The sequence below is a fragment of the Nocardia sp. 2TAF39 genome (assembly GCF_052114905.1).
In the GTDB taxonomy this organism is placed as follows: Bacteria; Actinomycetota; Actinomycetes; order Mycobacteriales; family Mycobacteriaceae; genus Nocardia.
Window position 1 is genome coordinate 1 of sequence record NZ_JBFRFQ010000118.1, and the last position, 2,504, is coordinate 2,504.

Annotated in this window: 1 protein-coding gene; it reads right to left on the reverse strand. The window is 67.0% G+C overall.

The features are described 5' to 3' along the window. Positions 1–2,504: beta-ketoacyl synthase N-terminal-like domain-containing protein (locus tag AB4Z47_RS30535; protein ID WP_441956159.1), on the reverse strand; the 2,504-nt coding region annotated here is incomplete at both ends.

A 2,504-nucleotide genomic window follows, 5' to 3' on the forward strand; every position in this document is an offset into this window, starting at 1 on the left:
ACCTCTTCGGTGTCGAGGAACATCAGATCTTTCAACGACCGCCCCAACAGGGGGTCGAACTGGGCACACACCTCATCCAACGCCGCCGCGAACACCGGGAACGCGTGATACAGGCCCGCACCCATCCCGACCCGCTGCGCACCCTGACCGGTGAACAGGAAAGCCGTCTTACCAGAGACGGTGTGCCCGTCGACCACGTTGGACGATCCCGATTCGGCGGCGAGGTCGGCCAGGCCGGCCAACAGCTGTTCGCGATCGGCGCCGATGACCGCGCCGCGCCGATCCARGTGTGCGCGTGCGGTGATCAACGAGTAGGCGGCGCTGCGCGCATCGATGTCGGGGTGGTCGAGCAGCCATTGCCGCAATCGATCGGCCTGTGCCCGCAGCGCGTCGTCGGATTTGGCCGATATCAGCAATGCGACCGCGTCGGTAGCCACGGCCCTCTGGCCGGCACCGGCGGAGTCGACGACCGAAGGTGCGGTGGCGGGGGCTTCTTCGATGATCACGTGCGCGTTGGTGCCGCTGATCCCGAACGAGGAGATACCGGCCCGGCGTACYCGATCGCCGACCGGCCACGGTTGTGCCTCGGTCAGCAGCCGCACCGYACCCGCGGACCAGTCCACATGCGGTGTCGGCGCATCCACATGCAACGTCTTCGGCAGCGTTTCGTGTCGCAACGCCTGCACCATCTTGATCACACCACCGATACCCGCGGCGGTGACCGCRTGGCCGATATTCGACTTCACCGATCCGATCCGCAGCGGCTGYTCRCGATCCTGCCCGTAGGTAGCGATGAGTGCCTGGGCTTCGATCGGATCACCCAACGTCGTCCCGGTCCCGTGCGCCTCCACCGCATCCACCTCCGCCGGCCGCAACCCCGCAGCCGCCAACGCGGCCGTGATCACCCGCTCCTGCGAGGGACCGTTCGGTGCGGTCAAGCCGTTGCTGGCACCGTCCTGATTGATCGCGCTACCCCGCACCACGGCCAACACGGTGTGRCCCAAGCGGTGCGCGTCCGAGAGCCGCTCGACCACCAGTACCCCGATACCCTCCGACCACACCACGCCGTCGGCGGCGGCGGCGAACGCCTTGGACCGCCCGTCCGGCGCCAACCCCCGCTGGCGAGCGAAGTCGACGTACAGGCTCGGGCTCGCCGACACATTGACACCACCCGCCAGGGCCAGCGACGTCTCGCCGTGGCGCAGCGCCTGGCAGGCGAGATGCAAGGCGACCAGCGACGACGAGCATGCGGTGTCGACCGTGACCGCGGGCCCTTCCAGCCCGAAAAGGTATGCGACGCGGCCGGATATCACGCTCTGCGACGTTCCGGTCAATCGGTAGCCTTCGTACGAGCCGCTCACCCCCYGCGAGTAGCCCGACTCCCAGGCACCCACATATACGCCGGTGTCGGTGTGGCGCAGCGCGGTGGGGTCGATCCCCGCGTCCTCCAAAGCTTCCCAGGAGACTTCCAGCATCAGCCGCTGCTGCGGATCCATCGCGGCCGCCTCACGCGGGCCGATACCGAAGAATCCCGCATCGAAASCTSCCGCGTCGGAAAGGAATCCGCCTTCSCGGGTGTAGACGGTGCCCGGCTTGTCCGGATCCGGGTCGAACAACCGCTCCAGATCCCAACCACGATCGGACGGAAACGGTGTAATCGCATCCGTGCCCGCMGCAACCAGGTCCCACAGATCCTCGGCCGATTCCACACCACCGGGGAAACGGCAACCGATCCCGACGATCGCGATCGGCTCGTCCGAGCTGGTGCGACGCGCTACCCGCCGCACATCCAGRTCCACACCCTCCAGCCGCGAACGCACCAGACGCGCCACCGCGGTCGGTGTCGGATAATCGAAGATCAGCGTCGCCGGCAACTCCACACCAGTGGCCGTCACCAGCCGATTCCGTAACTGTTGCCCACTGAGCGAATCGAACCCGAACGCAGTGAACGGCCGATCGGGATGAATGGCTTTCGGCGATTCGTGACCGAGTACCGCCGCGGCTTGCTCGGCCACCACCGCAAACACCAGCGCGTCACGTTCCTGCTCAGCAACACCGAACAACCTGGGCGCCAACGGACCCGCCACCACAGCACGCCGCCTACCCACCGGAGAAACACTGCGCCGCAGCGACGCCTGCGGCTCCGCAGACGCAGGCTCCGCCGGTTCGACCGACACGAGCACCAACTGCTCGATCGACAGGATCGGCTCACCGTCCTCAGCGACGGCCGTCACCCGAACCGTGTCCGMRYTCATCCGTTCGACGCGGACTCGCGCCGCGTCGGCGCCGCCACGATACAGTCGAATACCGTTGAACGACAACGGCATCACTGCGCCGCCGGTCTCGCCGAAAAACTCTGCGCCGACGTGCAGCATCGCATCCAGCAACGCCGGATGAACACCGAAACGCTCGTTCCGATCACTGACGCTCTCATCGAGCGACACCTCGGCGAACACTTCGCGACCGCGCCGCCACGCCGCCGTGACTCCCTGAAACGCCACACC